The sequence below is a fragment of the Anaerococcus kampingae genome, assembly GCF_046365475.1.
GTDB lineage: Bacteria > Bacillota > Clostridia > Tissierellales > Peptoniphilaceae > Anaerococcus > Anaerococcus kampingae.
In genome coordinates this window covers 1-24,917 of sequence record NZ_JBGMEF010000002.1, presented here as the reverse complement: position 1 = coordinate 24,917, position 24,917 = coordinate 1, and the positions used below count along the sequence as shown (strand labels likewise).

Annotated in this window: 23 protein-coding genes; 14 read left to right on the top strand and 9 right to left on the bottom strand. The window is 36.6% G+C overall.

Annotated elements, in window-relative coordinates:
* The first annotated feature begins 950 nt into the window (after window positions 1-950).
* Together glmS and ACCQ42_RS00495 are read left to right on the top strand one after the other, a co-directional pair.
* Window positions 951-2,765: a glutamine--fructose-6-phosphate transaminase (isomerizing) gene (glmS, locus tag ACCQ42_RS00500; RefSeq protein WP_410035051.1), complete on the top strand. Its 1,815-nt coding sequence runs from the start codon at window positions 951-953 to the stop codon at window positions 2,763-2,765.
* Between the two features lie 60 nt (window positions 2,766-2,825).
* On the top strand, window positions 2,826-3,269 hold the full coding sequence (locus ACCQ42_RS00495) for a hypothetical protein (protein ID WP_410035050.1): 444 nt from the start codon (window positions 2,826-2,828) through the stop codon (window positions 3,267-3,269).
* Window positions 3,270-3,357: 88 nt separating this feature from the next.
* Here the strand turns inward: ACCQ42_RS00495 and ACCQ42_RS00490 are convergent, their stop codons facing one another.
* The gene (locus tag ACCQ42_RS00490; protein ID WP_410035049.1) at window positions 3,358-3,612 is read right to left on the bottom strand and encodes a YkvA family protein; all 255 of its coding nucleotides are present in this window, start codon (window positions 3,610-3,612) and stop codon (window positions 3,358-3,360) included.
* Between the two features lie 164 nt (window positions 3,613-3,776).
* Between ACCQ42_RS00490 and ACCQ42_RS00485 the strand changes: the two genes are divergently transcribed.
* From ACCQ42_RS00485 to ACCQ42_RS00455, 7 genes are all read left to right on the top strand, one after another.
* Complete coding sequence (locus ACCQ42_RS00485; protein ID WP_410035048.1) at window positions 3,777-4,766, top strand: DUF4236 domain-containing protein; 990 nt, start codon at window positions 3,777-3,779, stop codon at window positions 4,764-4,766.
* A 68-nt stretch (window positions 4,767-4,834) separates the two neighbouring features.
* Entirely contained in the window at window positions 4,835-5,845 is a 1,011-nt protein-coding gene (gene argF / locus ACCQ42_RS00480; protein ID WP_410035047.1) for an ornithine carbamoyltransferase, read from the top strand.
* Between the two features lie 173 nt (window positions 5,846-6,018).
* A complete protein-coding gene (locus ACCQ42_RS00475) occupies window positions 6,019-6,351 on the top strand; it encodes a DUF6110 family protein (RefSeq protein WP_265214856.1) in 333 nt (110 codons plus the stop codon).
* Window positions 6,351-8,426 (top strand): heavy metal translocating P-type ATPase, encoded by a 2,076-nt coding sequence (locus ACCQ42_RS00470; RefSeq protein WP_410035046.1) that lies wholly within the window; start codon window positions 6,351-6,353, stop codon window positions 8,424-8,426. Before ACCQ42_RS00475 ends, ACCQ42_RS00470 begins: the two co-directional genes overlap by 1 nt.
* A 445-nt stretch (window positions 8,427-8,871) precedes the next feature.
* Window positions 8,872-9,864, top strand: coding sequence for an ABC transporter substrate-binding protein (locus ACCQ42_RS00465; RefSeq protein ID WP_410035045.1), 993 nt, complete (start codon window positions 8,872-8,874; stop codon window positions 9,862-9,864).
* 14 nt (window positions 9,865-9,878) lie between these two features.
* Window positions 9,879-10,754, top strand: a complete 876-nt coding sequence (locus ACCQ42_RS00460) for an ABC transporter permease (protein WP_410035044.1) — start codon at window positions 9,879-9,881, stop codon at window positions 10,752-10,754.
* Window positions 10,741-11,502, top strand: coding sequence for an ABC transporter ATP-binding protein (locus ACCQ42_RS00455; RefSeq protein WP_265238282.1), 762 nt, complete (start codon window positions 10,741-10,743; stop codon window positions 11,500-11,502). The genes ACCQ42_RS00460 and ACCQ42_RS00455 overlap by 14 nt, the downstream gene beginning before the upstream one ends.
* A 125-nt stretch (window positions 11,503-11,627) precedes the next feature.
* Here the strand turns inward: ACCQ42_RS00455 and ACCQ42_RS00450 are convergent, their stop codons facing one another.
* Genes ACCQ42_RS00450 through ACCQ42_RS00435 form a run of 4 tightly spaced genes read right to left on the bottom strand, consistent with a single transcriptional unit; the run spans window position 11,628 to window position 15,115 of the window.
* Entirely contained in the window at window positions 11,628-12,422 is a 795-nt protein-coding gene (locus ACCQ42_RS00450) for a metal ABC transporter permease (protein WP_265238284.1), read from the bottom strand.
* Complete coding sequence (locus ACCQ42_RS00445; protein WP_311532042.1) at window positions 12,416-13,087, bottom strand: metal ABC transporter ATP-binding protein; 672 nt, start codon at window positions 13,085-13,087, stop codon at window positions 12,416-12,418. Before ACCQ42_RS00445 ends, ACCQ42_RS00450 begins: the two co-directional genes overlap by 7 nt.
* Window positions 13,084-14,448, bottom strand: a complete 1,365-nt coding sequence (locus ACCQ42_RS00440; protein ID WP_410035043.1) for a metal ABC transporter substrate-binding protein — start codon at window positions 14,446-14,448, stop codon at window positions 13,084-13,086. Before ACCQ42_RS00440 ends, ACCQ42_RS00445 begins: the two co-directional genes overlap by 4 nt.
* Window positions 14,432-15,115 (bottom strand): metal-binding protein ZinT, encoded by a 684-nt coding sequence (locus ACCQ42_RS00435; protein WP_265238289.1) that lies wholly within the window; start codon window positions 15,113-15,115, stop codon window positions 14,432-14,434. Before ACCQ42_RS00435 ends, ACCQ42_RS00440 begins: the two co-directional genes overlap by 17 nt.
* A gap of 642 nt (window positions 15,116-15,757) precedes the next feature.
* Between ACCQ42_RS00435 and ACCQ42_RS00430 the strand changes: the two genes are divergently transcribed.
* A complete protein-coding gene (locus tag ACCQ42_RS00430) occupies window positions 15,758-15,928 on the top strand; it encodes a hypothetical protein (RefSeq protein ID WP_410035042.1) in 171 nt (56 codons plus the stop codon).
* A gap of 85 nt (window positions 15,929-16,013) precedes the next feature.
* Here ACCQ42_RS00430 and ahpF read toward each other — a convergent pair whose 3' ends face one another.
* From ahpF to ACCQ42_RS00415, 3 genes are all read right to left on the bottom strand, one after another.
* Window positions 16,014-17,543 (bottom strand): alkyl hydroperoxide reductase subunit F, encoded by a 1,530-nt coding sequence (gene ahpF / locus ACCQ42_RS00425; RefSeq protein WP_265238293.1) that lies wholly within the window; start codon window positions 17,541-17,543, stop codon window positions 16,014-16,016.
* A 2-nt stretch (window positions 17,544-17,545) separates the two neighbouring features.
* The gene (gene ahpC, locus ACCQ42_RS00420; protein ID WP_410035041.1) at window positions 17,546-18,115 is read right to left on the bottom strand and encodes an alkyl hydroperoxide reductase subunit C; all 570 of its coding nucleotides are present in this window, start codon (window positions 18,113-18,115) and stop codon (window positions 17,546-17,548) included.
* A gap of 125 nt (window positions 18,116-18,240) precedes the next feature.
* On the bottom strand, window positions 18,241-19,149 hold the full coding sequence (locus tag ACCQ42_RS00415) for a DMT family transporter (RefSeq protein ID WP_106461204.1): 909 nt from the start codon (window positions 19,147-19,149) through the stop codon (window positions 18,241-18,243).
* 625 nt (window positions 19,150-19,774) lie between these two features.
* On the opposite strand from ACCQ42_RS00415, the gene ACCQ42_RS00410 reads away from it, so the two are divergent.
* From ACCQ42_RS00410 to pepF, 4 genes are read left to right on the top strand one after another with little or no spacing between them, the layout of a single operon-like run.
* Complete coding sequence (locus tag ACCQ42_RS00410) at window positions 19,775-20,857, top strand: glycerate kinase (RefSeq protein WP_410035040.1); 1,083 nt, start codon at window positions 19,775-19,777, stop codon at window positions 20,855-20,857.
* Window positions 20,858-20,885: 28 nt separating this feature from the next.
* A complete protein-coding gene (locus tag ACCQ42_RS00405) occupies window positions 20,886-21,569 on the top strand; it encodes a rhomboid family intramembrane serine protease (protein ID WP_265238299.1) in 684 nt (227 codons plus the stop codon).
* A 1-nt stretch (window position 21,570) separates the two neighbouring features.
* Entirely contained in the window at window positions 21,571-22,386 is an 816-nt protein-coding gene (locus ACCQ42_RS00400; RefSeq protein WP_265238301.1) for a hypothetical protein, read from the top strand.
* A gap of 11 nt (window positions 22,387-22,397) precedes the next feature.
* On the top strand, window positions 22,398-24,176 hold the full coding sequence (gene pepF / locus ACCQ42_RS00395; RefSeq protein WP_265238304.1) for an oligoendopeptidase F: 1,779 nt from the start codon (window positions 22,398-22,400) through the stop codon (window positions 24,174-24,176).
* Between the two features lie 66 nt (window positions 24,177-24,242).
* Here the strand turns inward: pepF and ACCQ42_RS00390 are convergent.
* The coding region (locus tag ACCQ42_RS00390; RefSeq protein ID WP_410035039.1) for an IS3 family transposase at window positions 24,243-24,917 on the bottom strand (675 nt) is incomplete at its 5' end.

Sequence of the window (24,917 nt, the reverse complement as noted above, 5' to 3'; positions counted from 1 at the left end):
CCCCGTTACACCCCCAGGCGGCCCCTAAGGCGGGGAGCATGATTAGAAGCTTGCCGTTGGCAAGCCACTCTTTGTATACAGAATCCTTTGTATTAGCTATACTTATTCCAACTGATTTTGACATTCCGATGCCTAAANNTACATCTCAGCACTTACTGAAATTTAATTTTAACTCGTGCATCAGGAGATTTTCTTAACGGCATCTCCATTTACAAAATCTTCCGACCTTGGGTGAATTATTCTGTATTCTGAGAGAATGTTAACCTCTGAGTAATTCCAAGGCTCGTTTGCCTTTGGCAAACATTGCAATAGGTAGGTCTAAGGATAAAGACTTTAAGACTTACATAAATAAAATCGTTAATTATTTTAAATCGAGGAAGCGTCCAAAAATTTTGTTGAGCGAAGCGAATCTAAATTTTTAGCTGACGAGATTTGAAATAATAGATTTTGTACCAGAATGAATAGCAGTCATGTACCAAAAGTTTGCGTAGCAAACATCCATTTTCCCCACGAGGGGTCGCTCGGAGGGTGTAACGGAAAAGGGGTGTAAGGGGGAATCCGATGAGGGAACGTGCGAAACGTTCCCTAGGGATTCCCCCTTGAACGAAGGGATATGTTTATAATAATCATTTATTATGAGATGATATTACGAAGGATTAAAACTTATAATAATATTATCTTGGATAATAAAAAAAGGGATTTTTAGGGGATGCCCCTAAAATAATTTTATCTTGGATAATAAAGAAAAAAAGAATATAATATCTGATAATGAGGTAAAAATAAAAAAGCGCCAGATCCCTTTGGGATGACGAGGGAGGAAGTTATCGAAAATTCGGCGGGAGCTTCCTGGGTTCACAGCCCTAGTGTTAGACAAAAGCAGAGAGCAATTTCTGTCACAGAGAAGACACAGTGGCCTCATTAATATCTATAAAAATTAATAAGGAGGCACTATGTGCGGAATAGTATGTTACAAAGGAAGTCTTGATGCTAAGGATATCATTCTTGATGGTCTAGAAAAGCTAGAATACAGGGGTTATGACTCAAGTGGTATAGCTATTATTAAGGATTCTAAGCTTGAAATCCACAAGGAAAAGGGTCCTATTGCAAGTCTTAAGGAAGAAATAGCAGGCAAAGATTTATCTTCTCACATCGGTATTGGCCATATTAGATGGGCTACCCACGGTGAGGCTAGCAGGGAAAATGCCCACCCACACACATCTGCTGATGGCAAGATTGCTATAGTTCACAATGGTATTATAGAAAATTATAAGGATCTTAAGGATGAACTAGCCAAGGAAGGCTATACTTTTAAGTCCCAAACAGATACAGAACTTGTTGCCATTTTACTTGGCAAATTTTATGATGGGGACCTTCTAAAGGCCTTAATTAAAGTTAAATCAATGATTGAAGGGTCTTTTGCTATCGGGGCAATCTCAGAAGATGAGCCAGATAGGCTTGTAGGCATCAGGAAGGATTCTCCTATGGTCCTTGGCCTTATGGATGATGGCTTTATCCTAGCTTCTGACAGCCCATCTTTTATCAAATATACCAACAAGTTAATCTATCTAGAAAATGAAGATATAATAGACATCAAGGGCGATTCTTACAAAATTTATGACAAGGACTTAAAGGAAGTAGCAAGGGAAGTAAAAACTACTTCTTTTGGGGCAAATGATGCATCAAAAGAAGACTACGATCACTTCATGCTTAAGGAAATTGAGGAGCAAGCTGATGTCATAGGAAGGTTGGCAGAAGCCCACCTAGATAAGGAAGGCCTAAAAGTAAAGAGTAAGGTCTTTAGCGAAGAAGAAATAAACTCCTTTAACAGAATCTATATAGTTGCCTGTGGTACAGCCTACAATGCTGGCCTAGTTGGCAAGGCTCTTTTTGAAAAATATTTAAGGATACCAGTTACTTGCGACTTGGCTTCAGAATTTAGGTACTCTGATCCACTTGTAGATGAAAATACCTTGGTAATTTTCCTATCCCAATCTGGAGAAACAGCTGATACCCTAAAGGCCCTAGACCTTGCAAAAAGCCTAGGAGCTATGACTCTTGCAATCACAAATGTAAGAGAATCATCAATCGATAGGGAAGCAGAAAGAACAATCTACACCGAGGCAGGCCCTGAGATAGCGGTAGCATCAACCAAGGCCTACACCAGCCAACTTTTAAATCTCTACATCCTAGGCCTAGAATTTAATGAAGTCTTAGAAAAATTTGATGATAAGGAGATTATTGAAGAAATATTTGCCCTTCCTCAAAAGATAAAAAATATAATCGATAGGAAAGAAGAGCTAAAATATTTTGCAAATGAGCTTAAGGATAAGGAACATCTTTTCTACCTAGCAAGAGGACTTGACTACCAAACAGCCATAGAAGCAAGCCTAAAGGTAAAGGAGATATCCTATATTCACAGCGAGGCCTTTGCTTCAGGAGAGCTAAAACATGGTACAATTGCCCTAATAGAAGATGGTACTCCTGTCATAGGCATCCTAAGTCAAAAAGACCTTTTGGATAAGGCTCTTTCAAATCTAGAAGAGGTAAGGGCTAGAAAGGCAGAAGTCTTTACCATAACAAATCTAAAGGATAAGAGAATAAGTGATATAGGAGAGGCAAGCTTTATCTTTGATGAGACCATAGACATTCTAGCCCCAATCCTTTCAGTAGTTCCTTGCCAAATACTTGCCTACTACACATCCCTAGCCAAGGGCCTAAATGTAGATAAGCCAAGAAATCTAGCCAAATCTGTAACTGTTGAATAAAATATAATTATATATTTCATTATCTACTTGTAAAAATATTAAAATATATAGGAGTTACCTATGAAACATAGAAAAATATTCATGGCAATAGGACTAATATTTATAATGTTTTTCACGGCGAGAGCTTATTTTATATACCAAGACTTAAAGATTGAAAGAGAAATAAGGCAATCTGTAAAGAATGACAAGGCTGAGATAGTATCCTTCATAAATGATGCTGACCATAGCTTAGATCAAAAATTCAAATGCAAAAGTTTTGAACTAAGAAAGTTTGATAAGTTTCCAAAGCTTGCTAAATTTGTCTATAAGTCCAAGGGCTTTGCATCTGCAGCTATTTATTATGGATTCTACTATATAAAAGATGACGATCTGACTTTATTGGGACTGAACAAACTTGAACCTAAGGCAGATGGCGAATATTTTTATAAGGAAAAATGTTCTGATAATCAGTTAAGGCTTAAAAAGATAGAAGATGAGATTTATTATTTTAAAGAGGTCTACTAAAGGAGAATCTTATAAAATAACAAAAACCCCAAAATCCGCAATACGGATAGAGGGGTTTTTATATGTTTCGATAGAAAAGAGCTTGTCTTTAATTTTCTATTTGTTTTTGCATTGCTTCATGTTTTACCAGATCTGGTATCATTTTGTTTGAAAAATATATTAATAAGATTGTTATAAGCCCATCGTCAAGCCAACCTAAGAAGGGAAGTACATCTGGCAAAACATCTGCTGGGAGTACTATATAGGCTATGGCTAAAAGAGCCAGAATTTTGGAAGATGTTGGTGTATTTTTATTAAAAAGAGCCTTTAGGTAAGCTGGTAGGGTTTTTCTAATTTTATTCATAAAATCTCCATTTCTTTTTAAAACTTAATCTAAGCTTTAAGTATATTAACTTCTATCTTCATTATACTTGAAAAACTTAAATGTCAAATTAAATATATTAAAATCAATCATCGATAAGGAAGAAATTTGCTTTTGTGATATAATACTAGTAAGGAGGAGGGATTATGGGATTTAGATTTAGAAAAAGCATAAACCTTGGCAAGGGTTTTAGGATAAATATGAGTAAGACCGGTCCGGGATTTTCTTGGGGCGGCAAGGGCTTTAGAATAACTCGCACCGCAGGGGGCAAGATTAGGGGATCAGCTTATATACCGGGTACAGGCCTTTCCTACCAAAAGGAATTTTCAAATCCTCTAGATTCTATCTTTAAGGGAGAAAAGAAGCCTAGCCCAAATACAGGAAATCCTAGGGAAGATTTTTCAAACAAGTCTTATGGCCTAGACTTTAAAAATATAAAATCAGACTGCCTAGAAGATGTCCTAAGCAAGACAGGAAAGGCTTATCCTTTGAGGATACCGGGACTTTTGGTCTTTATAGCTGGAATCATATTGACTTTTATCCAACCATATTTGGTAATTGTAGCTATAATTGGGGCTATCATGTATTTTTACAAGAAGAGCCTTGGTCAAATACAAATCGAATATGATTTTGAAAATGATGCAAAAGATGAATACGACCTAACAAACAAGCTTTTGGAGGGAATCTTAGAATCTGACGCTGTTTGGCTTGTAAGGGAAATGGAAAGGGATAATGACGATAATATAATCAGATCTAGAGAGTCTTTGGCCATAAAAAATGACATAGAAGGCCCGCTTGATACAAATGTCAAGGTTAAAAGCCTAGCAGCTAAGAATTTTACTATGAGCTTTTTGCCAGACTGTCTGCTTTTATATCAAGATGGGGATTACAGGGCCCTTTCTTATGGGAATTTGAAAATTGACCTAAGGGCTGAGACTTTCCTAGAAGAAAAGAAAATCCCAGATGCGACCTTAATTTCAAAATCCTTTCTACATGTAAATAAGGATGGGACCCCTGATAAGAGATACAAGGATAATCCAGAGATGTATTTGGTAGACTATGGGATTTTGGAGATTAAAGCCGATGATTTGGAGCTTTTAATCGTATTTTCAGATACGGTTATTGATGGTAAATAATAATTAGTTACAAGGCCCTCTTTATTTTAAATTTAAGAGGGTATTTTAGACTTACAAAAGGAGAGAAGATGAAAGTCGACTTAAGAAATAGAAATGTAATAGCCTTAAAGGATTTTAGCGAAAAAGAAATCCTATATTTAATAGATGAGGCAGCGAGGTTTAAGGATCTAAAGGCTAAGAGAAAGCCACACAAATACTTGGAGGGACAAAATATTATCCTGCTTTTTGAGCAAAGCTCTAATAGGACTAGGACTTCCTTTGAGGTGGCAGGTTTTGACTTAGGCCTGGGTGTGTCCTTAGTAGACCTAAGATACAATACCCTAGGGACTAATGAATCATTAGAAGATGCCATCTCAGTCTATGATAGGTACTATGACGGGATAGTTTATAGGGGGCCTGACCAAAAGCTTTTGGAATACATGATAGATTTGACAGATATACCTATCTACAATGCTCTCACAGACAAGTTCCACCCAAGTCAGATGATAGCTGATATGCTTACAATCAGGGAAAAATTTGGCAGACTTGAAGGCCTTAAACTTGTTTATTTGGGCTATACAGGAGATAATATGCCATCATCCCTTGCCATAACTTGTGCTAAGCTTGGTATAAATTTTGTGGGCTGTGGGCCACTTGAATATGCTGCCGATAAGGATGTAGTAAGCCTTTCAAATATGTTTTCTAAAAACCACCACTCAGATGTAATCTATACTGACAATGTCAAGGAAGCTGTTAAAGATGCCGATATAATCTATACTGACATGTGGATTGGCCTAAATGAAAAGGATGATGTGCCTGTAGAAAGGATTAAAAAGCTTTATCCATTTAGGGTTACCCAAGAGATTATGGATATGACTAAGGAAGATTCGATTTTCATGCACTGTTTGCCAGCCTTCCACGATAAGAAATCGACCCTTGCTCAAAAGGTAATAGAAAAGCTACCTAGCGATATGGACCTAGATGGGATGGAGGTAGCTGATGAGGTCTTTAGGTCTGAAAAGTCTATGGTTTTTGACCAAACTGAAAACAGGATTGGGGCTGTTAAGGCTATTTTATATTCAACTTTAAGATATGAATAGTCTACGGCCATCTTATGAAATATTATTCATATGAATCGAGTTGAAAAAGATTGAATTAATTAAATGAATTTGATAATCATTTAAAACAAGGGAAAAACAACGGTTTTTTATTGACTTGTGATAATAGATAGAATATAATATAAGTATAATATTTATACAATATAGGAGGAGTTATGATTAATAAAAAAGTATTAAGAATAGGTGCAGGAGTTTTAGTTGGAGCTCTTGGAGGAAAGGTTCTTACTTCACAATTAGCAAAAAAAGCAGCTGTAGGAGCTGTTGCTGGCGGATTAAGAGTAAAGGAATCACTAGATAAGACAATCGAACAAGTTAGGGTTTCAGCTGATGACATAGTTGCAGAAGCTAAGGAAGCAAACCTAAAAGAAGATTTAGAAAAAGCTCAAAAAGAAGCTGACCTAGATATAGAAAAGGTTGCAGAAGATGACCTTAAAGAACAAATAAAAGAAGAAATTAAGGCAGAACTTAAAGAGGAAGAAGATAAGTAATGAGGGCAAGTTTAGCCCATAGGCTAGATACTAGGGCTAGGTTTGTCTATGAAGAAGACCTAAGCTTTGATCTAGCCAATAACTTAAAATATCTAATTGAGGGTGTGAAGGGGGTTAATCTTTGTAAGATTAATCCTCTGGCCAATTCATTTACAGTATATTTTGAAAAGGGAAGCCTAGCTAGGCTTGCTAAATTTATTTTAAATCTTGATATAAATGAGGTAAAAGAGCTAGAAATTGATGATCCTGACTTCTACCCTCAAGAAGAGGAAGATGTATTTAGGATAGTAAGAGATGCCCTTTATAGGAGGGCCTTTTTTAGGTATTGCATTCCAGCTCCATTAGGCTCTTACCTAATCTTTGTTAGGGCCTACCCATTTATTAGAGATGGAATCAAGGCTCTATGGAAGAGGAAGCTAAATGTAGACCTCTTGGATGCTACAGCCATTTCTGTATCTCTTGCAACAGGAGAATATGGAGATGCTGCCAACATCATGTTCTTGCTAGACCTTGGCGAAAGGCTAGAAGAATACACCCTAAAGAAATCTCAAGATGACCTAGCTCATTCCTTGGCCCTTAATATAGACAAGGTATTTGTTCAAGAGAATGGCCAAAAGATATTAAAAGCTCTAAAAGATGTAGAAATTGGAGATTTAGTAGAGGTTGAGATGGGATCAACCATACCAGTTGATGGGGAGGTTGTAGAAGGTCTTGCCATGGTAAATGAAGCATCATTTACAGGAGAAAGTGAAGCGGTTAAGAAAAACAAGGGATCGGTAGTCTTTGCAGGTACAGCCCTTGAAGAGGGAAATATTCTTATAAAAGTTTCCAAAAAATATGACGATTCAAGACTAAGCCACATCATAAATCTGATTTCAGAAAGTGAGAGAAACAAGTCCTTATCACAAAAAAAGGCCGAAAATATGGCAGATTCCCTAGTTAAATACTCCTTCATAGGAGCAGGTTTAACCTACCTACTTACTAGGAATTTCACCAAGGCCAAGTCATTTTTAATGGTAGACTTTTCTTGTGCCCTAAAACTAACTATTCCAATAGCTGTCATGAAGGCAATTAGCCAATCATCTGACATGGATGTAATTGTAAAGGGCGGTAGGTTTTTAGAAAATCTTTCAAAGGCTGATACCATAGTCTTTGATAAGACAGGAACCCTAACCAAGTCTGAGCCAAAGCTTGCAAAGGTCATTGCCCTAACAGATATAAGCGAAGATGAGTGTCTAAGGATTGCTGCTTGTCTTGAAGAGCACTTCCCACACTCCATAGCTAATGCTGTAGTAAAGGCAGCCAAGGATAAGGATCTTCACCACGAAGAGATGCACTCAAAACCAGAATATATAGTAGCCCACGGTATAAGGTCATATATAGTCGACAAGCCAGCCCTAATAGGGTCAGAGCACTTTGTTCTAGAAGATGAGGGAATAGAAATATCTGACCAAACTAGAGCTATGATAGATGACCTTAAGGAACACTATTCACTTCTTTATCTAGCCTTCTCAGGCAGGTTAATTGCAGTTTTATGCATAGAAGATCCAATAAGAGAAGATGCAAAAGATGTAATAAAAGAGCTCAGAAAACTAGGCTTTAATGAGATAGCTATGCTAACAGGCGATGCAGAAAACGCAGCAAGATCAGTAGCAGAAAAGCTAGGCTTAGACCACTACCAATCACAAGTCTTGCCAGAAGATAAGCAAGCCTATGTCAAAAAGAAAAAGGCAGAAGGCAGGACAGTAATAATGATAGGCGATGGAATAAATGACTCAGTAGCCCTATCTGCAGCAGATGTAGGCATAGCCATGCACCAAGGAGCAGATATCGCCAAGGAAATCTCAGACATATCCATAGGCACAGATAGCCTCTACGGCCTAATAGATGCTATAAAACTAGCCAAAGCCATGGACCAAAGGATAAAAGATGATTACAAAAAAATCGTAGGCATAAACTCAAGCCTAATAGCCCTAGGAGTCCTAGGATATCTAACAAACACAACATCATCTCTAATCCACAACCTATCCACAGTCATGATAGGTGGTCAAAATATGAAAGATTATAGAATTTAAAGCTTGCCCATCAGGGCAAGTTTTTTTATGAAAGCTATTTATATTCATACAATCACTATAAAATAGCTCTTTTCAAGACTTTTTACTAATAATTATCAAAAATTACAAATAAAAATTTGACAAAAATTATATCCTGTTGTATTATCTAACTAACAAATAAATGTGATTACAGAAAGACAGTTTATATGAATTATTTTAGAGAAGAGACGCTTGGTGAAAGTCTTATAAGGATTATCTACTTATTCCCTCTGTATGCAGAATAGCCGAAATAAGTAAGCTATTACGGAAGCTACCGTTATCAGAAGCAAGAAGTTGATAGACTTCTGTTAAGGTAATCTTTTAGATTATAAACTTAGGTGGTACCACGAATTTACACTCGTCCTATATGGACGGGTTTTTTTATTGGCAAAACCTTAATCTATCAAATAAATTTTAGGAGAAGAAAATGAAAAATATACTCAAAAAAATCACAAGCCTAGCCCTTGGAGCAATCTTACTTGCTTCTTGTGGAGCAAAGTCAAATGAAGAAGGAAAAACAGATGCAAAAAGCGGAGAAAAGCTTACAATTGGAATAGTCCAAATAGCTGACCATCCATCCCTAGATGCTGCAAGAGAAGGCTTTATAGAAAAGCTAGATGAGTCAGGTCTTGCTTATGAACTTGTAGACCACAGGGCAAATGGTGATTTGGCCCTCATTCCTCAATTTGCGTCAGATTTAAAAAACAAAAAGGCAGACTTAATCTACACCATAGGCACACCAGCAGCCCAGGGAGTTGCCAATGCCATTACTGACCTACCAATCCTATTTTCAGCTGTTACAGACCCGGTAGGAGCTGGTCTTGTAGATGAAAATACCAAGTTTGGGGCAAATATCACAGGTGTCAGCGATTATGTAGAGCCAGGTAAGCTCATAGTTGATTTCTTAAAATTATATCCAGATACGAAGACCTTTGGTACAATCTATAATACAAACGAGCAAAACTCTGTAGTTCAAATAGAAGCCTTAGAAAAGGCCCTAGGAGAAAGAGGTCTAAAACTTGAAAAACAAGGAGTTTCAACTATAAATGACATGCCACAAGCCATCTCATCTCTAAAATCTAAGATCGATGCCATGTTTACAGTTACAGATAATGTAGTTGTAAATGCTATGCCAGTCCTATCTGAAAATTTAAACAAGGACAAAATCCCATCTATTGCCTGCGATGAGGGATCAGTAGAAAATGGAGCCCTAATTTCAGAAGGAGTTAACTACAAGGATTGTGGCAAGAAAGTCGGTGAAATGGCTGTATCTATCTTAAAGGATGGAAAAGCTATAAAAGATATCCCTTACCAAGATGCTGAAAGCCTAAAAACTTTGGTAAATAAAAAGACAGCAGAGATCCTTGGACTTGACTTAAATAAAGAAGTCCTAAAGGATGCAGAATATATTGAAAAATAAGAAAGAGAGAAAAAATGACAGGACTATTAGGGTCCTTGGCCACATCAACAGAGATTGGATTAATCTTTGGAATCTTGGCCATGGGCTACATGCTATCATACAAAATATTAGAATATTACGACCTATCCCTTGAAGGATCCTACCCAATGGGAGCCTTCCTAACAGCGGTAATAATTGCAAAAGGCTTAAATCCCTATCTCGGCTTAGTCTTATCAAGCATAGGCGGGGGCTTGGCAGGATTTTTGACCTATATCTTATACAAAAAAGTCAAAGTCCAACCCCTCCTAACAGGTATCCTTACCCTAACCATCCTCTATTCCCTAAATTTGAGGATAGGCGGGGCAAGCAACATTCCAATTGCCCAATATCCATCCATTTTTGGAAATCTTCCTAAATGGACAGTTCTTCTAGGCCTTGTAATCATAATAAAACTTAGCCTAGACTACTTCCTAAGAAGCGAGCAGGGCTATCTCTTAAAGGTCACAGGCAATAATAGAAAGCTAGTAAAATCCCTAGGCAAGGACCCAGATACCTATATCGCCCTCGGCCTAATCTTATCCAACGCCCTCATAGGACTTTCTGGAGGACTTATGGCAAATTACCAAGGCTTTGCAGACATAGGCATGGGCACAGCCATGATTGTAACAGGAATCGCTTCAATAATAATCGGCGATACACTTGGCAAGAATTCATCAAAACTTAGGGACACCACCAAGGCAATCATAGGTGCCATAATTTATAGGATAATATCAGGAATTGCAATCTACCTAGGCCTAAACCCAAACGACCTAAAGCTAATCACAGCCCTAATTGTCATAGCCTTCATAGCTTATAATAACTACCTAGCAGGGGCTAAGCATAGAAAGTTGGTAAAAAATGTTGGAAATTAGAAATATTTCAAAGACCTTTAACCCAGGTACAGAAGAAGAAAATACCATATTCAAAGACTTCTCCCTTAAGGTAGAAGAAGGGATAGCCACAACAATAATAGGCCCAAATGGCTGTGGCAAGTCTACCCTCATGAGGATAATCTCTGGGGCCCTTGCTGTAGATAGGGGGTCAATTCTAATAGACGGGGAAGATGTAACAGGCCTTAGCGAGGAAAAAAGAGCAGCCTACATCGGTAAGGTAAGCCAAGATCCCAAAGATGGGGTGGCGACAAACCTAGATATTTACGAAAATATGGCCCTATCCCTCAAAAAATTAGGCAAATTCACCCTCAAATCCCTAAATAAAAACGCTGATGAAAAAGAAATTATAGCAAGGCTAAAATCTCTAAACCTAGGCCTTGAAGATAAGCTTCGCACTAAGACTGGACTCTTATCAGGAGGCCAAAGGCAATCCCTAGCCCTCCTTATGGCTACAAATATCAGGCCTAAACTCCTCCTTTTGGATGAACACACAGCAGCCCTTGACCCAAAGACAAGTAGAAATGTCATGGATAAGACCAGGAGCCTAATCGACACAGAAAAAATCACAACCCTATTAATCTCCCACAATCTAAGAGATGTAGTAAGATATTCCGATAGGATAATTATGCTAAATAAGGGACAAATCGCCCTAGATGTGAGGGCCAAAGATATAACAGAAGATGAACTTATAAGGTCATATAAGGAAATTCTTGGAGAAAATAATTAGAAAAACTGGCTAAGCCCTTAATCATTTTGATTAGAGCCTAGCCAGTTTCTATATAAAGGGGTAAACAATTTATCTTATAAAAATAAGTTAAGTCTTGAAATAAAAGGAGGGTTCAAGTTATTTACCTATTTTTTTGAAATTTTCTTATATAGAGCAAATATCGCCATTCCCAAAATTGCATTTACTACTATAGCGCCACCTGGCTTGATATCAAAATGGTAAGACATGATTATTCCCACCATCATGTAAATTACACCAAGTATAGTAGTTATGAAAAATGTCTGCTTGTAGGACTTAGCAACTATAAGGGCTGTAGCCACAGGGAGCACTATCAGGCTTGTAACCATCAAAGCTCCAATTATCTTAACAGATAAGGCGATTGTTATAGCTGCAAGTAGGGTAAAGACAGCATCAAGGGCTTGAACCTTAACTCCAGAAAGCCTTGCAGTATTTGGATCTATAGCTATAGCCAAAAGGGCTGAATATCTGCTAACAGAAAGAATTATAACGAAGATAAATACTAGAGAAGTATTTATAATATCAGCACTTGTAACCGATGAAATCGAACCAAAAAGATAGGATTCAAAGGAATTTCCGCCTGGTGCAAAATCTGAAAGAATTGCCGCTATACCAAGGCCTGTTGACATTATTACAGCTGTTGCCATATCTCCATATTGGGGGAATTTCTTTCTAATTAATTCAATTAGGAAGGCTGCCAACACACAAATAATAGCAGATCCTAGGAGTGGATCAAAACCAAGAATTAAACCCATACCAACTCCAGCAAGGGCGGTATGTGATAGGGCATCGCCTATCATAGAAGTCTTCCTATTGACCATGACAATTCCTATAATAGGAATCATAATTGAAAGGAGGAAGCCCAAAAATAAAGCTTTTCTCATAAAGGCAAATTCTAACATTCTACTAGCCTCCCTTCTGACATTTCATATTTTTTCATATTCAACTTAAGACTTTCCATTTCCTTTAATTCATGAGTAACCATAACTATAGTAATTGAAAATTTTTCTGAAAGTATGTCTATAGTTTCAAAAAAATTCGCCTTACTTTCCTTATCAACCCCGGCTGTAGGTTCGTCTAGAATTAAGATTTGTGGATTATTAATCATAGCTTTGGCAATCATAGCTCTTTGGGCAAGACCACCAGATAATTCATTAACTGGTGTTTTTATATAATCTTCCATACCCATCTTAATAAGGATATCTCTAGCCTTTTGGTAATGGGATTTTTTAGGGATTTTAATAAAGCCAAAATCCTCATAGAGGTTTAAAGATACAAGCTCTAAACAAGTTATAGGAAAGGATATTTTGTTGACTATATTTATTTGGGGAACATAACCTATATCTTTGTATGACTTATAATCTTCGATATTTTTCCCCAAAATTTTAATACTTCCAGTATCTTTCTTTAATTCTCCCAACATCAATTTTATTAAAGTTGACTTACCGCTACCATTGCCACCAAGTATAAGTGCTAAATCTCCCATTTCTAGACTAAAATCACAAGATCTTATGACGGGAATTTTATTATAGGCAAAGGTAAGATTTTTTATTTCTATCGCTTTCATTTTTCCTCCTCGACCATAGAATTGTAGAGATTTTCTAGGTTCATACGCATCAAATCAATGTAATTTTGGTCTTTGTCTTTTTGCTCCTTGCTTAAAAACTCCATTGAGGCAAGGGGAGAAACCTTACCGTCAATTTCTTCTGCAAGGGCTTTTGCCTGTTTAGGATTTTGTCCATATTCATAAAAGACTGTTGAGATGTGGTGATAATCAGAAAAATCAATTGCCTTTTTTATTGTCTTAAGACTTGGGCTTTCAATACTAGTTAGACCTTGGAGAGGGTACTGGGTTAAGTCAAAGTCTCTAGCTATATAGGCGTAAGCATAGTGGAGGGTTAGGAAATTTTTCCTTGCCTTATCAAGCTTAGAGAACTTCTCTTTATATTCTGCATCTATATCTGTCAACTGATCTACGTATTTTAATTTGTTTTTCTTATAGAGTCTTTCATTTTCTGGATATTTTTCTATTAGCTTCTCTTGAATGGCGTTTAGGTATTTTTTAGCATTTACAATAGATAGCCAAGAGTGGGGATCATAGGTAATCTTATCAAAACCTGATGAAGACCCTTCCATAAGGGATTCTTCCTTGCCTTCATCTTTTAGGATATTACCCTTGCTATCCATTAGATTATAAGGCAGCAAATCTTCACTAATCCTATCTGAAATGAAAATCCACTTGCCGCTTTCCGGGAAGTTGAAAAATACTTCGCCAGATTCATGACCCATTTCAATTCCATAAACCTTGCCTTCCTCTACATCATTGGTAGATTTTTGTGGGACAAGTTCACCTTTTTGGCTCATAATTTCCTTAGCCTTCTTGACTAAGTCTTTTTGATTAAGGCCCTCATCTTTAATAAAAGCAACTCTCATCACATCTTCATGAGTATGACCGAAGTCGATTTTATTTTTGCCAGCTTCTACTTCAATTCTTGATAAGTATTGAAAATCACCGATTGCTGCAGCACCCTTATAGGTAATAAGGTCCACAGAATCTGAAAGCTTAAGGATATCAAGATTTGGAAGATTTTCCCTAACAGTATCAAGCCAAGGCTCCATATTTGCCCCATTTACAACTAATAAATCACATGAGGCTAGTTTTTTCATATCCTTTGGACTAGGTTCCCAAATATGGGGATCCTTATCCAAAGGCATAAAGCTTTTAACATTGATAGTATCTCCACCAATCATCTTCGTAAGGTCATTTACCGGATAAAAGGAAGTGTAAACTAAAGGGGAATCACCTGTTTTTTTAACATCCTTAGAACATCCGCTGACAAGTATTAAGACAAGGAGCGAAAATACTATTGAAAAATTCTTCTTAATTCTACTAAGATCGAGGGATAGTATCCTATTCAGTAATTTCATCTATAATTTGTTGGTCTGTTGAAGTAGGTTTTACAAATGTTGGGTACCAGCCTTCTTCCTTAAGTAGGCTATCCTTGTCATCACCATATCTCATATGGAAGTGGGTTAGAGTTTCTTCACCGTGGATAGGCATCATCATAAGAACCTTGTAAGGAGCATCTTCGCTTGTAGCTTCAAATATATCCCATTCAAGTTTGTGTCCACCGTGCTCTACTTCTACTTTTTCTTTGTATTTGTAATCTGCTTCACCTATTACCTCGCCCTTAGCTTCAGGGAATTCTTTTAGGAATTTAACATGGTCGCCAGAAATTTCAAGACCGCCAAAGTCACATTTTCTCTTCTTAAGATAAGCTTCCTTAGCTGATGCTTCATCAGTATTTTCTTTTTCTGCTAAAGTCTTGTAAGCTTCTTGGATTTCAGGTTTTTCTAGATATCCGCCCATGCCGTTCCATTGGCCTTCCCAATCAGCCATGCTTACTTCTTCAGCAGGCTTTTCAGCTTCTTTAGCTTCTTCAGCTGGTTTTTCTTCTTTAGCTGTTTCTTCAACCTTTGTTTCAGCCTTAGTATCTTCTTTGGTTTTTGTATCAGCTGCATCTTTTTGGCAAGCAGAAAGAACAAGTCCTAATGAAAGTAGGGCTGCAATAGTGTATTTATTTTTGTATTTCATAGTTTCACCTCATAAATTTTTATTAATTATTAATCGATTAACTGACATTGATAATAATAACACTTATCACCCGAAAAGTCAAGAGTGATTTGCATTATTAGTTAAAATTAATATTTTAACAAAGAATATTAATGCAAAAAGACCTTTAGAATCTTGTAAATAAGCTATATAGCCTAAGTTAGAATAAAAATCATGTCAGATCTTAAACTTTCTTAAGTTTAGAAAATATATTTAAATATAGTAATAGTTTATATAATAATAAGTATGAAAATCTTCTTATTGATAATTAAATACTAAATAATTATTAGAATATCACTGAATAAATTTATAGGCAAGCTAGGATAATAATTTATTTAGGAGGAAGTGATATCATGAAAAAGATAAAGCTAGATTTGATGGTTAGAAAAATTATTATTTTTATATTTTACTATCTTATCTAGATTTATTAAAAGTGGTGATATATTTTTGTTGAAATTAATGTATTTGATTATTCTAGTTGCAGGTGGAAATTATTTTTTGAGAAAATCACAGATAAACACAAGGCTACTACTATGCAAAACAAAGTAGAGAATTTTATTTGATATTAACTTATTAAGATAAATTTAGTAAGTTAGGTCTTATAATTATTTTGGAGGCAAATATATGAAAAAAGATAAATTAAAAATTATAAAAGATAAATTGTACTTCTTTTCCATCTTTGCTATTCTTTCTTTACAATTATCAAAAACTCACAATTTTCTTGAAAAATTAATATATTCCATACTATTTGTGGCGAGCGGATTTTATTTATTTAGCAAAGGTGATGAGAATTAGTAAAACTTAGCTAGTCTTCATGATAAAATAGTAAGAATCAAAAAAGACAGAATTCTTAATGAACCTGTCTTTTCTATCTCTAAATTTATTTTCTCATTAGGTAGTTGAAAGCACCAAGGGCTGCTGTTGCGCCAGATCCTGCTGCTATTACTATTTGTTTGAAGAGTTCTTCTGTAACATCTCCTGCTGCATAGATGCCTTCTACATTTGTAGACCCATCTGCAGATGTGATGATTTCTCCTCTTTGGCTTAGGCTTACTTCAGTTTTTTCTAGCCATTCTGTATTTGGTACAAGGCCTACTTGGATAAAGCAGCCAGCTATATCAAGTTTGTGGTCTTTGCCAGAAATCCTGTCAGTATATTCTAGGCTTTCTAGCCTGTTAGAACCGTAGAGGCCTGTGGTTTGGGCATTGGTTATGATTTCTACATTTGAAAGGGATTTGACCTTCTTTTGTAGGACGTCATCAGCCTTTAATTCTGGCAAGAACTCAAGGACTGTTACATGGTTAACCATGCCTGCTAGGTCGATTGCAGCCTCAATTCCTGAGTTACCTCCGCCAATTACTGCTACATTCTTGCCCTTAAAAAGTGGGCCGTCGCAGTGGGTACAATAGGCTACACCCTTGTTTCTAAATTCAGTCTCTCCAGGAATGCCGATTAGTCTCCACCTAGCTCCTGTGGCAATTATTGCAGTTTTTGATTCAAGCTTAGCACCATTATCTAGGCTGATTTCTATATTAGAATCTTTCTTTTCAATATTTTCTGCAAGAGCGCCTGTCATTATCTCAACATCTAAAGCCTTAACTTGCTCTTTCATTTGATTCATAAATTCAGGGCCTTCTGTATATTTAAAGCCTGGGATATTTTCTATAGAAAGAGTTTCATTGACTTGGCCACCAAATTCGCTGGCAATTATTCCTGTCTTGATTCCTTTTCTGGCTGCATAGATAGCTGCAGTTGCTGCTGCTGGACCGCCACCTACTATTAGGACATCAAAAAGTCCCTTATCAGAAAAGTGGTCAGCGTCTATCTTTGAGCCTAGCTTATCAAGGATTGTCTCGATTGATTGTTTGCCGCCCTCAAAGAAGTCCCCATCCTTAAAGATGGCAGGAACTGCAAGGACATCACGACCTTCTGCTAGGTCTTGGAACATAGATCCTTCAATCATGGTGTGATTTATAGAAGGATTTAGGATGGCCATGATATTTAGGCCTTGGACAACATCTGGACAATTGTGGCAAGAAAGAGATACAATTGTTTCAAAATTGCATCCGTCTAGGGCCTTAATCCTAGCCTTTATGCTTTCATCAACCTTTGGCTCTATTCCTCCAACTTGTAAAAGGGCAAGGGCAAAGGAAGCAAATTCGTGGCCTAGTGGAAGGCCTGCAAAGACTATATTACCGTGGTCAAATTCACCCTTAAGGTCAAAGGATGGATTGTAGGTGAGGTCTTTTTCCTCAACCTTTATCTTTGATGAAAGGCTTGCTACATCGTCTATAAATTCCTTAACTTTTTTGGAATTTTCGCTATTATCAACAGAAAGCCCAATAGTGACCTCCCCTTTGAGGAGGTCAAGGTATTGGGCTAACTGGGTCTTTAGATTATTATCTAACATTATTAGATTTTACCTACTAGGTCAAGTCCTGGTGTAAGGGTTGCACTTTCTTCTGATTCCCATTTAGCTGGGCAAGCTTCGCCTGGGTGAGCTGCTATATATTTTCCAGCCTTAACCTTGTTAATATTTACATTAGCCTTTCTACCTATTCCATCAGCGTTGATTTCAACAGTTTGGATAACATTTTCTGGGTCAAGAACAAGGGTAGCTCTGTGAGCCTTGCCTGAATCATCAAGTAGGTCTAAAGCTCTTGTTAATTCCTTGTTAGAATCACCAATCATTGTGTATTCAATCTTGCTAATAGCATCACTATTATCATGCCAAGCCTTGTGAACAAAGTGTGTATCAACAGATACTGAGTAAACCTCAGCACCAAGCTCTTTAAGCTCTGCGTATGATTCTTGCATATCTTCAAGCTCTGTAGGACATACAAATGTAAAATCAGCTGGATAGAAGATAAGAACAGTCCAAGAACCCTTTAGGTCTTCATCTGTCACCCTTATAAATTCTTCCTTAGCTGGATTGTATGCGTCAAGTTCAAATTTTGGTAATGTTTTTCCGATTAAAGCCATAATTTTCTCCTTTTTATTTATATTCTATAATAATAATTATAATCATTCTAATTTAAAAAGTCAAGGGAAAGAGTTTTTATAAAAATAAACATAAAAAAAGCCTTCGCCTAAGGCGAAAGCTAAAATTATGCTCTTTTCTTCTTGGTATTTAAAATTAAAGACCCTGATAAAACTAAAATCATACCGATAGCAAGATTTGTAGTAAAAGTCTCTCCTAAGATTATAACTGATAGGACAGATCCAAAAAGTGGGACAAAGAGCTTGTAAATTCCAAATTCTCCTGCTGAGTGGTTCATAAGGACTATTGTCCAAATGCTAAAGGCGGTAGCTGAAATAAAGGCAGCATATAAAAGTAAGATGGCAGCCTTGGCTGTAAAGACCAGACTTCCTTCCTTAAGTATGGATCCTGTGATTATAAGGATGGTAGACCCAATCAAAAATTGAACCCCTGTCATAATATAGGCGTTTTGGCCCTGGCCATATTTTCTAACAAGGACTGTACATAGGGCATTGATGGTGGTAGATACAAGTATCAAACCCTCACCAGTTAGTCTTAAGGGACTATCACCTGCTTCCTTGCCCATATTTGTGACAATAATACCGGCAGTACCCATGATAAGGGCAATGATAATTCTCTTGTCAATCTTATCACCTGGAAGTAGGAAAAATGAGATGATAACCACTATAAAGGAATTTGCTGACTGGATAATAGATGACTTAACACCCGCGGTATTTGATAGGCCTATATAGTAGCACATATATTGGATAAAGGTCTGGATAAGACCCAAAATTATAATGAATTTCCAGTTAATCTGACTCTTGTCTACTTCATCTTTATTAAAAATCTTAAAATATATAAGGGTAATAATCCCTGCCATAAAAAACCTAATTCCCGCTATAAGAATCTTAAGACCAGTATCAGTACTTGCCACAGCAAGCTCTATATAGGTAGTCTTAATAGTAGGAATAGCCGATCCCCAAAGGAACATGGCAAAGATAGAAAATATAATAGCTGTTTTCTTATTTTTTAACAAATTCTCCTCCTGAAATTAATAACTTACTATTTAACTTTACCAAATAAAGAGAATATAGCAAAAATTAACTAATTTTAAAGGGGTATGAAATATCTTAGTCGCAAAGCTTCTTCGACATGACAGAGAACAAGCCAGTCCGGCTCATGAGGACCATTGTTCTTTATATAGGGTTTCGTTGATACATCGTTTACAGGTGATTATTTGGATTATCATGAATATAATAGCTAATAATTAAAAGATATGAAATAAGCTGTATGCCTGACAATGCGACTCATAAAAATCAATGCTCCTATTCGTCGCATCAATTTTTATTCGCTGCATAAGGTTCTTCATCAATCTTTTCTTCGTGCTTTGCACTCGAAAATATTGTGAAGACCGCAAAAATATTGCTTACAATATTTTTGCTACCATTAAATAGAGCCATTAGCTAAATACTAATGGCCCTGATGGTTGAAATCATTATGTAGATTTCATGAGTTAAACAGCGAAAGTTTCTTAACCTTCTTATTTAGTATAGCAGCAAATAGCTTATTTGTAAAGCTTTTTGCACTTATTTTTGAATAAGTCCTTTTTCTTTAATAAAATTTAATTTTCTAGGGTATATATTATAAGGATGGGAGATAAGATGAAAATATTAATTGGAATTGATTCTATAAAAACTTTTGAAAATTCCGTTGAAATCGGAAATGTTTTTAAAAATAGTATGAATGAAGATGTGACTGTCATGCCCTTTTTGGATGGGGGTGATGGGACTGTTGAAGCTATGCAGGCTGTGATTAAGGGGAAATATAAATATGTCAATGTACATAATCCCCTAAATGATGTGATCACCGCCAGATACATACTTAAGGATGATTTGGCTGTTATGGAGATGGCTGAATCTTCTGGAATTAGGCTTCTTTATAAGGAAGACCTTAGGGTTATGGATTCTTCTTCTCTTGGTTTTGGGGAGATGATTCTTGATGGCCTTGATAATGGGGCCAAGTCCTTTTATATAGGTATCGGAGATACCGCTACTAACGATTTGGGTATGGGTATGCTCTATGCCTTGGGGGCGAGATTTTACGATTTGGATGACAATGACCTTAACCCTATTGCAGAAAATATGGAAAGAGTGGCTAGGGCTGATATTTCTGGCCTTGATAGGAGGCTTAAAGATGTTAAGATTGTCATAGCGACCTCTACCTTTAAGACTCTTTTTGGTAAGAATTCTTTCCTTGAGGATAGGGTCTACAGAAAGGGCGCTAGCGACCTTGATACGGCTAGGCTTTTTAAGGGGTCTAAGAATTTTAAGAGGATTATCGAAGATGAACTTGGTACAGGCTCTGTCGATATGCCAGGTCTTGGTTCTGGTGGTGGAGTGGCTTGGGCCCTTTATCTCTTCTTTAAGGCCAAGATTACTAAGTCTATGGACTTTATGATGAAGACCCTTGATTTTGAAAAGCTAATAAGGGATAAGGATGTCCTTATTTTAGGTGAGAATGTCGAGCAATTTGGGGCCTATTCATCTCAAAACGTGGCCAAACTTGCCAAAAGATACAATAAAGACCTTGAAATTATCTTCCTTGAAGACTCTACTAATAAGAGGGTTGAGGATAAGGGAGATTTTGATAAGATTATTTCCTATGAGCTTAGGGATACTTTTGATAGGCAGGATATGTATAAGGAAATAGGCTTTCTTGCCAAAAGGGTTGAGTCCTTACTTTAATTGAGAGGATAAGAGGTATAATTATCTTATGAATATTAATTTAGAAAGACTTAGCCAAGCTAAGGTCACATCGGCTTTGATGATTATTAATGTGATTGTCTTTGTTCTGATGAGTCTTAGTGGTGGTAGTGAAAGTATTGAAAATTTGATAAGATTTGGTGCAAATTCCAAGATTCTCGTAGGAGAAGGGGATTGGTGGAGGCTTTTTACGGCTTCTTTTATCCACATAGGATTTTTTCATATTATGTTTAATATGTATTTCCTTTACAATATCGGTCCTATATTTGAAAGGCTATATGGATCTGTTGGATTTCTTATAATCTACCTAGTCTGCGGGATTTTTGGCAACCTTGTTTCCTATGCCTTTGGGGATGTCTATACGGTATCTGCTGGGGCATCTACTAGCCTTTATGGGCTTTTGGGTATAGCTATCGGCATGATGGTTGTCTATAGGGATGATGCCATCCTCCATAGTTTTGGGGCAAGCTTTGTGTCAATAGTTGTAATTAACGTGATTTATTCCTTCCTTATGCCTGGAGTGGGCGTTCTTGGCCACTTGGGCGGTTTTGTGGGAGGATTTATCCTTGCCAATGCCTTGCCAGTTGTTGGAAGGGACTTATCTATTCCTAGACAAGTTGTGGCAGGTCTAGCGACCCTAGCCTTGGCCTTTATCCTAATAAGGATAGGTAATAAGTCGCTTTTAGGAGTGTAATATGAAGAAAATATTGATTTTGGGCATTCTTTTGACTTTGACATCTTGTGGTTTTGAGTCAAAGGCGGAATTTGAAGCCAAAAACACTCCTAAAAAATCTGAAGAGATTGAATTTCCAGAGATAAAATACCTGCCATCTACAAATTCAGGGTCATCCAGCCTTGATTTTGAAGAAACTTATGGCAGGGGAAAGATGGGAGATGCAGTAGCTATAGAAGATGCTATGGGTTTTTTGAAGGATTTTGGCCTAGGGGATAATTACCTAGGCATATCCGTTCTTGAGTCATCATATTCACCAGACTCTTTTTCTGCTGTTTTATCTTTTGAGAAAAACGATCAATTGGTAGAAAAGGAATATGGACCGGTCATAAGCCCTGACGGAATATTCTCTAAGGTGTCATTTGATGTAATAGAATCTGACTCCGGCCCTATGCTACTTGCTAGCCAGGTCGTGATAAATGAGGATTCTACATCTTCGGCATATTTTTTATACAATAAATATATGTCGCTGATAGATTCCTTTAAATTCGAAAACTCAAAAGCAGACCCTGCAACCAAGGTTTATAGACTAGGAGATTTGCTGGAAAATAGGGATGCTTCTACAAATGACCTTAAAAGTCTTATAAAAAATAGGCTAGAGGCAGAAGATGATTATTTGGGAGAAATCCTAACAGCCTATAATATAAAATACAAAAAAATAAAGGCGAGCCTAGATGGTGATGAGATTTCTGTAGGAAATATGCCAAGCGACCCTAAAAATAAGATATTAACTGTAAAATATGAAGATGAAAAAGGTAAAATATTAAATATAAAATAGGAGGATATTTAATGCAAAGAAACGAAATAGAAGAAAGATTAAAATGGGATACTTCATCCATTTATGAAAATGATGAAGATTTCTATAAAGATATTGAAGAAATAAAGGCTCTTGTAGAAAAGCTTACATCCTACAAGGGAAAAATCACATCAAGCCTAGAAAATTTCAAGGCCTACCTCAAACTAGACGAAGAATTTTCTAGAAAGATGGAAAAGGCCTATGTATTTTCATCCCTAAAATCAGATGAGGATACCAGGGTAACCAAATACCAAGAGATGAGCCAAGTAGCTCAAAATACATGGGTAGGAGCATCAAGTGCCCTTTCTTTCGTACAACCAGAGCTATTATCAACTGATAAAAAAGTTATAGATGAATACCTAGAAGATAGTGAAATTTCATACCTAAAACACTATTTTGACGATATTTTCAGAAACAAAGACCATGTCCTAGATGAAAATGGGGAAACAATCTTAGCAGCCTTCGGCAAACTAAAGAATAACCCACAAAACACCTACATGATCTTTAATAACGCCGACCTATCCTTCCCAAGCGTAGAAAAGGATGGCGAAGAGATTAGATTATCTGATGCTAACTTCGTAACCCTCCAAGAAGACCCAGACAGGGACTTTAGACGTGAGGTTTATGAGAAATATTACAAAACATACAGACAATACTCAAACACTCTAGCATCAACCTTAGACGGTGAATTTACAGCTCATAACGTAGAAGCAAAATTAAGAAAATTCTCATCAGCAAGAGAAATGTCACTTTTCAAAAACAATCTTCCAGAAGAAATCTACGACAACCTCCTAGAAGTAGTTCATGAAAATAGTGACATTCACAGAGACTACACAACTTTAAGAAAAGAATACCTCGGTGTAGATGACCTAGGCTTCCACGATATCTATGTGCCACTAGTAGAAGACTATGACAGAAAAATCGAATTTGATGAAGCAAAAGAAATAGTCCTAGCAGCCATAGCACCACTTGGTGAAGAATATGTAAAGGTAGCAAGAGAAGGTTTTGAATCAAGATGGTTTGATGTTATGCCAAACGAAGGCAAGAGATCTGGTGCCTATTCATCAGGATCCTATGACACCCAACCATTTATATTACTAAACCACACCAACACCATAAATGATGTATTTACAGTAGTTCACGAGCTGGGCCACTCCATGCACTCCTACTACACAAGATCCACCCAACCATACCAATATGGTTCATATTCAATCTTTTTAGCAGAAATAGCATCCACAACCAACGAGCTTCTACTCCTTGACTACATGCTAAAACATAGCCAAAGTGAAGAAGAAACAAAATATCTCCTAAACTACTTTGTAAACCAATTCAAATCAACAGTATTTAGACAAACAATGTTTGCAGAATTTGAACACAAGGTAAACAAACTAGTAGAAGCAGGAGAACCAATCCCAGCAGAAAGACTACACGCAATCTACAAAGAGCTAAACGAAGAATTATTCGGCAAAGACATAGAAGTAGATGACTATATAGCAGCAGAATGGGCAAGAATACCACACTTCTATATGTTCTACTATGTATTCCAATACGCAACAGGCTTCATGAGCGCAGTAGCCCTAAGCCAAAAAATCCTACACGGCACAGACGAAGATAGGACAGCCTACCTAAACTACCTAAAAGCAGGCGAAAGCGAATATCCACTAGAAGTCCTCAAAAAAGCAGGAGTCGACATGACAAACAAAGAAGCCATGCAAGCTGCAATGGATGTAGCAAGAGATGCTATGAAGGACTTAAGAGAAGCAATTTTATAAGAAAAAAATACCCTCCTTGCCAAAGCATGACCTGAACCCGTAAACACGGAATAATTTAATAATATTTTAAGCGGAATGTAATCTGTACATAACAGGGGACATTCCGTTTAATTTTGTTTTAATCCTATCTTCATTGTACCATTTAATATATTTTCCAATCTCATTTATCAAATTGTCATAACTTTTAAAATCCTCACCATAAAACATTTCTTGTTTTAGTATACCAAAGAAGTTCTCCATAGGAGAATTATCTAAGCAATTCCCCTTTCTTGACATACTTTGCTTAATATTCATTTTTTCTAGTTTTTTAGTCCAAGAACTGTGTTGATAATGGAATCCTTGGTCTGAGTGTATCATTAGTTTATTTTTATTTTTTGTATTCTGTAAAGCCTTATTTAGCATTGTATTTGTTAATTCTATTGTTGGGTGGTAACTTAAGGTATAGCTTATTATTTCACTGTTATATATGTCTAATATTGGCGATAGATAAAGTTTCTTTTCTTGACCTTTTATTCTAAATTCTGTTACATCTGTTAGCCATAATTGATTTGGTTTATTTGCTTTAAATTGTCTATTTACAGCATTGTCTGCTACTTTTCCTATTTGTCCCTTGTATGATGAGTATTTTCTTGATCTGGTTTTAAATTTAGTACATAGCAAGGACTCTTCTCTCATTATTCTTAAAACTCTTTTATGGTTGATATTAAAACCTTTATTTTTTAATACCATAGTTACTCTTCT

Bases quoted from the DNA above. Each gene is read 5' to 3' on its own strand.
- glmS (WP_410035051.1), top strand. From the start codon at position 951: ATGTGCGGAATAGTATGTTACAAAGGAAGTCTTGATGCTAAGGATATC.
- ACCQ42_RS00495 (WP_410035050.1), top strand. From the start codon at position 2,826: ATGAAACATAGAAAAATATTCATGGCAATAGGACTAATATTTATAATG.
- ACCQ42_RS00490 (WP_410035049.1), bottom strand. From the start codon at position 3,612: ATGAATAAAATTAGAAAAACCCTACCAGCTTACCTAAAGGCTCTTTTT.
- ACCQ42_RS00485 (WP_410035048.1), top strand. From the start codon at position 3,777: ATGGGATTTAGATTTAGAAAAAGCATAAACCTTGGCAAGGGTTTTAGG.
- argF (WP_410035047.1), top strand. From the start codon at position 4,835: ATGAAAGTCGACTTAAGAAATAGAAATGTAATAGCCTTAAAGGATTTT.
- ACCQ42_RS00475 (WP_265214856.1), top strand. From the start codon at position 6,019: ATGATTAATAAAAAAGTATTAAGAATAGGTGCAGGAGTTTTAGTTGGA.
- ACCQ42_RS00470 (WP_410035046.1), top strand. From the start codon at position 6,351: ATGAGGGCAAGTTTAGCCCATAGGCTAGATACTAGGGCTAGGTTTGTC.
- ACCQ42_RS00465 (WP_410035045.1), top strand. From the start codon at position 8,872: ATGAAAAATATACTCAAAAAAATCACAAGCCTAGCCCTTGGAGCAATC.
- ACCQ42_RS00460 (WP_410035044.1), top strand. From the start codon at position 9,879: ATGACAGGACTATTAGGGTCCTTGGCCACATCAACAGAGATTGGATTA.
- ACCQ42_RS00455 (WP_265238282.1), top strand. From the start codon at position 10,741: ATGTTGGAAATTAGAAATATTTCAAAGACCTTTAACCCAGGTACAGAA.
- ACCQ42_RS00450 (WP_265238284.1), bottom strand. From the start codon at position 12,422: ATGTTAGAATTTGCCTTTATGAGAAAAGCTTTATTTTTGGGCTTCCTC.
- ACCQ42_RS00445 (WP_311532042.1), bottom strand. From the start codon at position 13,087: ATGAAAGCGATAGAAATAAAAAATCTTACCTTTGCCTATAATAAAATT.
- ACCQ42_RS00440 (WP_410035043.1), bottom strand. From the start codon at position 14,448: ATGAAATTACTGAATAGGATACTATCCCTCGATCTTAGTAGAATTAAG.
- ACCQ42_RS00435 (WP_265238289.1), bottom strand. From the start codon at position 15,115: ATGAAATACAAAAATAAATACACTATTGCAGCCCTACTTTCATTAGGA.
- ACCQ42_RS00430 (WP_410035042.1), top strand. From the start codon at position 15,758: ATGAAAAAAGATAAATTAAAAATTATAAAAGATAAATTGTACTTCTTT.
- ahpF (WP_265238293.1), bottom strand. From the start codon at position 17,543: ATGTTAGATAATAATCTAAAGACCCAGTTAGCCCAATACCTTGACCTC.
- ahpC (WP_410035041.1), bottom strand. From the start codon at position 18,115: ATGGCTTTAATCGGAAAAACATTACCAAAATTTGAACTTGACGCATAC.
- ACCQ42_RS00410 (WP_410035040.1), top strand. From the start codon at position 19,775: ATGAAAATATTAATTGGAATTGATTCTATAAAAACTTTTGAAAATTCC.
- ACCQ42_RS00405 (WP_265238299.1), top strand. From the start codon at position 20,886: ATGAATATTAATTTAGAAAGACTTAGCCAAGCTAAGGTCACATCGGCT.
- ACCQ42_RS00400 (WP_265238301.1), top strand. From the start codon at position 21,571: ATGAAGAAAATATTGATTTTGGGCATTCTTTTGACTTTGACATCTTGT.
- pepF (WP_265238304.1), top strand. From the start codon at position 22,398: ATGCAAAGAAACGAAATAGAAGAAAGATTAAAATGGGATACTTCATCC.